Origin of the sequence: Kitasatospora sp. NPDC059088 (assembly GCF_042738155.1) — a bacterium.
GTDB lineage: Bacteria > Actinomycetota > Actinomycetes > Streptomycetales > Streptomycetaceae > Kitasatospora.
Genome location: NZ_JBHYGR010000068.1, coordinates 40,873 through 47,526, shown reverse-complemented (window position 1 = coordinate 47,526; position 6,654 = coordinate 40,873). Strand labels below are relative to the sequence as shown.

7 protein-coding genes are annotated in these 6,654 nt (G+C 74.1%); 3 read left to right on the top strand and 4 right to left on the bottom strand.

The genetic code is table 11. The features are described from left to right. Nucleotides 1–87: 87 nt before the first annotated feature. A complete protein-coding gene (locus ACFWXO_RS27115; RefSeq protein WP_375884781.1) occupies nucleotides 88–687 on the bottom strand; it encodes a DNA-3-methyladenine glycosylase I in 600 nt (199 codons plus the stop codon). Continuing rightward, on the bottom strand, nucleotides 684–1,112 hold the full coding sequence (locus tag ACFWXO_RS27110) for a DivIVA domain-containing protein (RefSeq protein ID WP_375884778.1): 429 nt from the start codon (nucleotides 1,110–1,112) through the stop codon (nucleotides 684–686). Before ACFWXO_RS27110 ends, ACFWXO_RS27115 begins: the two co-directional genes overlap by 4 nt. A gap of 180 nt (nucleotides 1,113–1,292) precedes the next feature. Between ACFWXO_RS27110 and folP the strand changes: the two genes are divergently transcribed. Then, entirely contained in the window at nucleotides 1,293–2,105 is an 813-nt protein-coding gene (folP, locus tag ACFWXO_RS27105; RefSeq protein WP_380401966.1) for a dihydropteroate synthase, read from the top strand. Nucleotides 2,106–2,183: 78 nt separating this feature from the next. Here folP and ACFWXO_RS27100 read toward each other — a convergent pair whose 3' ends face one another. Both ACFWXO_RS27100 and dapE read right to left on the bottom strand, forming a co-directional pair. Continuing rightward, nucleotides 2,184–2,993, bottom strand: a complete 810-nt coding sequence (locus ACFWXO_RS27100) for a TIGR00730 family Rossman fold protein (RefSeq protein ID WP_375884776.1) — start codon at nucleotides 2,991–2,993, stop codon at nucleotides 2,184–2,186. A 112-nt stretch (nucleotides 2,994–3,105) separates the two neighbouring features. After that, a complete protein-coding gene (gene dapE, locus ACFWXO_RS27095; protein ID WP_375884773.1) occupies nucleotides 3,106–4,182 on the bottom strand; it encodes a succinyl-diaminopimelate desuccinylase in 1,077 nt (358 codons plus the stop codon). 146 nt (nucleotides 4,183–4,328) lie between these two features. Between dapE and ACFWXO_RS27090 the strand changes: the two genes are divergently transcribed. After that, nucleotides 4,329–5,396, top strand: a complete 1,068-nt coding sequence (locus ACFWXO_RS27090; RefSeq protein ID WP_375884770.1) for a hypothetical protein — start codon at nucleotides 4,329–4,331, stop codon at nucleotides 5,394–5,396. 308 nt (nucleotides 5,397–5,704) lie between these two features. Beyond that, complete coding sequence (locus ACFWXO_RS27085) at nucleotides 5,705–6,508, top strand: hypothetical protein (RefSeq protein WP_375884767.1); 804 nt, start codon at nucleotides 5,705–5,707, stop codon at nucleotides 6,506–6,508. Nucleotides 6,509–6,654 lie beyond the last annotated feature (146 nt).

The window sequence follows — 6,654 nt, the reverse complement described above, 5'->3', positions numbered from 1 at the left end:
TCGTACTGGACGTACTTGGGCGATTCGGGCGTGCGTCCAGGCGGGATGCCCGGCGTCGCGCGCCTGGCAAGATCCGCCGGACAGGCCCTAGCGGGCTCGGCGACCGCCGGTGCGGACGTGGCAGTCCGCCAGGTGGTCGTCGACCAGGCCGCAGGCCTGCATCAGGGCGTAGGCGGTGGTCGGGCCGACGAAGCGGAAGCCCGCCTTCTTGAGCGTCTTGGCCAGCGCCGTCGACTCGGGCGTGACGGCCGGCACCTCAGCGATCGTGCGGGGGGCCGGCCGGTCCGGGTCGACGGCGAACTGCCAGATCAGCGCGTCCAGACCGCCGTCCAGGTCGCGGGCGACCCGGGCGTTGGCGATCGCCGCCCGGATCTTGGCGCGGTTGCGGATGATCCCGGTGTCGGCGAGCAGCCGCTCCTCGTCGGCCTCGCCGAACTCGGCGACCTTGCCGATCTCGAAGCCGGCGAACGCGGCCCGGAAGCCCTCCCGGCGGCGCAGGATGGTCAGCCAGGACAGGCCGGACTGGAAGGCCTCCAGGCAGACCCGTTCGAACAGGGCGTCGTCGCCGTGCACCGGCCGGCCCCACTCGGTGTCGTGGTAGACCCGGTAGTCGTCGGTGGAGTCGCCCCAGCCGCAGCGGCGCAGGCCGTCCGCGCCGAGCACGGTGCCACCCGGCGCCCCGGTCACCGGTCCTCCACCGGCTTCGCGTCCTCGGGGGCCTGCGGCTTGGTGAGCGCGACGGCGGGCTCGACCACCGTGGCGAACTGCTCCAGGCCGGGCAGCGGTTCGGCGGCCGGGTCGGGGGCGCCGGTGGCCTCGACCGCGCCGCGCAGGTGGGCCGCGGCCTCCAGTTCGGCGATCCGTGCGTCGCGGTAGGCGAGTTCGGCGCCGAGGCGGTCCAGGACGTCGTCCACCTCGTCCATCCGGTAACCGCGCACGGCCATCGGCAGGCGCAGCTCGTCCACGTCCGTCTTGCTCAGCGGGCGGTCCTGCGGCAGCCGCGCGGCGATGCGGTCCGGCACCGCCTCCGGCATCGAGCCGCCCCCACCGAGCGCAACCAGCGCGGCGCCGCCGACCACCACGGCCATGGCGACCACGATCACCCAGAACACGAGCTGTCCTCCCGAACTCCCGGTCGGCCTCCTCCGAGGGGCCAGGGAACCGGGCTGATCATGACAGCATGGTCCCTAGTGAGGCCGGGGGCCATCATCGCACCCGCAGCAGCTGTGGAGGAGACATCGGTGGCACTGCGCCTGGGACCGCGCGAATTCGGTGACGACGAGCTGGTGATCATGGCGATCGTGAACCGGACCCCGGACTCGTTCTTCGACAAGGGGGCGACCTTCGCGGACGAGGCCGCGTTCGCCGCCGCCGACCGCGCGATGGCGCAGGGCGCGGCGATCCTGGACATCGGCGGGGTGAAGGCCGGGCCGGGCGACGAGGTCACGGTCGAGGAGGAACTGCGGCGCACCGTGCCGTTCGTGGCCGAGCTGCGCAAGCGCCACCCCGGGGCGGTGATCAGCGTGGACACCTGGCGGCACGAGGTCGGCGAGGCGGTCTGCGAGGCCGGCGCGGACCTGCTGAACGACGCCTGGGGCGGGGTCGACCCGAAGCTCGCCGAGGTGGCCGCCCGGTACGACGCCGGGCTGGTCTGCACCCACGCGGGCGGCGCCGAGCCGCGCACCCGGCCGCACCGGGCCGGGTACGAGGACGTGATGGCGGACATCCTGCGGGTCACCGTCGGGCTGGCCGAGCGGGCGGTGGGCCTGGGCGTCCGCCGGGACGCGGTGATCATCGACCCGGGGCACGACTTCGGCAAGAACACCCGGCACTCGCTGGAGGCGACCCGGCGGCTGCCGGAGATGACCGCGACCGGCTTCCCGGTGCTGGTGTCGCTCTCCAACAAGGACTTCGTCGGCGAGACCCTGGACCGGCCGGTGGACGAGCGGCTGCTCGGCACCCTGGCCACCACGGCGGTCTCGGCCTGGCTGGGCGCCCGCGTCTACCGGGTGCACCAGGTCGAGGAGACCCGCCAGGTGCTGGACATGGTCGCCTCGATCCGGGGCACCCGCCCCCCGGCGGTCGCCCGCCGGGGGCTGGCCTAGGAATCCCTCTTTTTGCGCTCGGCTCGCCTCCGGGGCGCTCGGACCCGGTGCCGACGGTCGTCGCTCGCGTGCCCCCCGCTAGATCTCGTTCGCGGGCCGGCGGGCGTCGGCGAGGATCTTCAGCACCTCGTCGATCTCGTCCGTGATGTGGAACAGCTCCAGGTCGCGCGGGGCCGCCTTGCCCTGCGCGACCAGGGTGTTCTTCAACCACTCGTAGAGGCCGCCCCAGTAGGCGCTGCCGAAGAGGATCACCGGGAAGCGGGTGACCTTCTTCGTCTGCACCAGGGTGAGCGCCTCGAACAGCTCGTCCAGCGTGCCGAGCCCGCCGGGCAGCACCACGAAGCCCTGGGCGTACTTCACGAACATCGTCTTGCGGACGAAGAAGTAACGGAAGTTCAGCCCGAGGTCGACGAACTCGTTGAGGCCCTGCTCGAAGGGCAGCTCGATGCCGAGCCCGACGCTGAGGCCGCCGGCCTCCGTGGCGCCGCGGTTGGCGGCCTCCATCGCGCCCGGGCCGCCGCCGGTGATCACCGCGTAGCCGGCCTCGGCGAGGGCCCGGCCGATGGCCACCCCGGCCTCGTACTCGGGCGAGTCGGCCGGGGTCCGGGCCGAGCCGAACACGCTGATCGCGGGCGGGAGTTCGGCGAGGGCGCCGAAGCCCTCGACGAACTCGGAGGTGATCCGCAGCACCCGCCAGGGATCGGTGTGCAGCCAGTCGGTGGGGCCCGTGGTGTCCAGCAGGCGCTGGTCCGTGGTGCTGGTGCCGACCTGGTCCCGGCGCACGAGCACCGGGCCCTTCTGCTTCTCGGGCCAGGCCTTCTTCTTCCGCGGCACGCCGACCTGCTCGGGGCCGTGTCCGTACTGCTTGTCGTCTCCTGTGCCTGTCATGACGAAACCCTACGCCGACCTTCCCCCGATTTCAGGCAACGGGGGAAGGTCGGTTGGGCAACCGGAAGATGGCGTTCGACCGCCCCGGGGACCGACCGCGAACGCTTTCGATTCAGCTGGTCAGCCAGGCCCGCAGGCGGTCCTCGGTCTCGGCGATGGCGCTCAGCGAGCAGTGCTCGTCCCGCTTGTGCGCGAAGTTCGGGTCGCCCGGCCCGTAGTTGACCGCCGGGACGCCGAGCGCGCTGAACCGGGCGACGTCGGTCCAGCCGAACTTGGCCCGGGCCTGGCCGCCGGTGGCCGCCAGGAAGGCCTTGGCGGCGGGCTGGGAGAGGCCGGGGAGGGCGCCGGGGGCGAAGTCGGTCACGGTCAGCTCGAAGCCGTCGAAGACCTCGCGGACGTGCTTCTCCGCCTCGGCCTCGCTGCGGTCCGGCGCGTAGCGGAAGTTGACCGTGATGACGCACTCGTCCGGGATCACGTTGCCGGCCACGCCGCCGTCGATCCGCACCGCGTTGAGGCCCTCGCGGTACTCCAGGCCGTCGATCTCCACCCGGCGCGGCCGGTAGTCGGCCAGCCGGGTGAGCGCCTCGGCGGCGTGGTGGATGGCGTTGTCGCCGAGCCAGCTGCGGGCCGCGTGGGCGCGTACGCCGCTGAGCCGGACCTGCGCCCGCAGGGTGCCCTGGCAGCCGCCCTCGACCATGGCCCCGCTGGGCTCCATCAGCACCGCGAAGTCGGCGGCCAGCCAGTCCGGGCGGTCCTTGGCGAGGTGGCCGAGGCCGTTGCGGGAGGCCTCCACCTCCTCGCAGTCGTAGAACACGTAGGTGAGGTCGCGGTTGGGCTCGGTCAGGGTGGCGGCGAGGCGCAGCGCCACGGCCACGCCGGACTTCATGTCGGAGGTGCCGCAGCCGTAGAGCAGGTCGCCGTCGACGTACGAGGGCAGGTTGTCGGCGATCGGCACGGTGTCCAGGTGGCCGGCCAGCACGACGCGCTCGGCGCGGCCCAGGTTCGTCCGGGCGACCACGTTGTTGCCGTAGCGGTCCACGGTCAGGTGCGGGTAGCCGCGCAGGGCGGCCTCGACGGCGTCGGCGAGCGCCTGCTCGTCGCCGCTCACCGAGGGGAAGTCGACGAGGCGCGCGGTCAGCGTGCCGCCGTCGAGGGTCAGGTCCAGGGGCGTCGGGTTCGGGCTGCTCATGACGTCAGCCTAGTGCCGTCGGATCGGCACTCCGCGTGGTCGTCCTGTGACCGGGAACGCCCGCGGACCGGCAACCGGGATGCGCCGCACATCCGTCCGAGTGGGTACGGTGTCGGATCAAGAAGGCGGGCGCGAGAGGGGCGACGGTGGCCAGGAGAAGGAACAGCGAGGAGCTGGGCGACGAGCTGGGCGACGAAGAGGCGCCCCGCCGTCGTGGTCCGGTCCGCGCGCTGTTGCTCGTGCTGGTCGGGCTGATCGGCCTGGCGATGGTCGCGGGCCTGGCGGTGGTCGGGATCTGGTGGTTCGGTTTCCGGCAGGGCGCCACGGAGGAGTGCTCCGTGAAGACGGCCGCCGGCAGCGGCACGCTGGAGCTGCCGCAGGCCGCCAACGCGGCGACGATCGCCGCGGTGGCGCGTTCCCGGGGCCTGCCGGACCGGGCGACGGCGATCTCGCTGGCGACCGCGATGCAGGAGTCCAAGCTGCGCAACCTCGCGGGCGGCGACCGGGACTCGATCGGCCTGTTCCAGCAGCGGCCCTCGATGGGCTGGGGCACCCCGGAGCAGATCGCGGACCCGGTGTACGCGACCAACAAGTTCCTGGACGGTCTGGTCAAGGTGCCCGGCTACACCCGGCTGCCGCTGACCGACGCGGCCCAGGCGGTGCAGAAGAGCGGCTACCCGCAGGCCTACGCCAAGCACGAGACCAAGGCGACGCTGCTCACCTCGGCGCTGGCCGGCCGGGAGCCCGCCTCGTTCACCTGCGTGGTGAAGGACTACGCCAAGCCGGACCCGGCCGACTCGCCGTCGCCGACGGCGGGCGCGACGTCCGCCCCGGCCGCGCAGCCGGACCGCACCCAGGTGCTGTCCGACCGGGTGCGCCGGGAGTTCGGCAAGACGGTCAACCCGGCGGCCGGCTACGCCTCGACGATCAAGGGCGCGGAGAACGCCGTCGCGCTGACCCCGGACCCGGCCGCCGCCGCGCTGACCACCTCGGCGGACGCCGGGGCCGACGCCGGGGCGTCCGCCGAGCGGGCCAGCGGCTGGGAGGTGGCCCACTGGGCGGTCGCCCAGGCCCAGCAGCTGGGCATCGCGACGGTCGCCTACGACGGGAAGATCTGGCGCAAGTCCGAGTCCGAGGACGGCTGGCAGACCCAGACCTCGGGGACGTCGACCAAGCTCGTCCAGGTCACCCTGGCGCCGTACGGAAAGGGCTGACGCACTCACGTTCGGGTAGCCGCCGGACGGGTGATTCCGGTCAACCGCGGTGGACCGGCCGCCCGTTCCGGCGACCCCGGCCGGAGAACCGTCACTCCCCTTGCCCGGGGCGGCCCGACGGCCTCCCGCGGGGCCGGGACGGACGCCTGCTGCGGTCGTACGATCCGATGGTCGGTCAGGCGCGTTCCTTGCTCCGGCCGAAACCTTCTGGCTTCTCAAGCGGTAACAACGTCGTCCGCCAGGTCCCGTCCGCACCCGGATCGTCCACCCGGCGGACGGGACGGACCCAGACCCCTTCGAGGAGCCTCATGTCTCACCCCCTCACGCGCCGGATCGCCCAGGCCGCGCTCGTCGTGGCCGCCGGAGCGACCCCGCTGGTCGCGGCCGGCTCCGCGTCCGCCCTGGGCGGGGACGCCCTGCTTCCCAAGAGCGACCTCGCGGCGCCGCTGGGCCAGCTGACCAACACCGACACCGGTTCCACCCTGCAGCACACCACCCACCAGCTCGGCCAGGCCGCCGGCACCACCGGCGCGGCCACCGTCGCCGCCGGCGTACCGGCCTCCGCCGACGCGGCCGGGAACATCGTCGCCCACCAGCTCCCCGAGGCGAACGAGAAGGCCAGCTCGCTGACCGCCCCGGTGGACCAGACCGCCGCCACCACCGGCCAGCTCTCCGCCGTCACCCCGAGGGTCGCCTCGGCGCTCGCGGGCAAGCTCGGCGAGGCCGTCACCGGCAAGGGCATGGGCACCCGCAGCGCCAACGCCGGCAGCAGCCCGGTCGGCGGCCTCGGCCAGGCCGGTGCGCTCGCCCACGCGGTGCCCGGCGCCGACAAGCTCTCCGGCGCCGTCCCCGGCACCGACGCCCTCACCGGCGCGCTGCCCACCAGCGCCGTGGAGCGCGCCCTGCCGCTCGGCTCGGTCGAACACGCGCTGCCCGGCGGCCTGCCCGCCACCGACGTCCTCGGCCTGGCCGAGCACGGTTCGGCCAACCGGCTCGGCGGCGCCGACCTCGGCCCGAACAACCCGCTGTCCGGCCTCACCAACTCGCTCGGCCCGGTCGGCGGCCTGCTGGGCGGCGTGAACGGCGGCAGCATCAGCGGCCTGCCGCTCTAGGTCCGCGGTCGACCGCGGCAGCCCCCGCCGCGGTCCGCACGCGCGGGAGGGGGCGGGGTTGGGGGGGGGTGAAACCGCCCCCCCCGCGGGAACCCCCGCAGAGCGGCGCGCCCCCCCGCGCCCCGCCCCCGCCGCGCCCCGCGCCG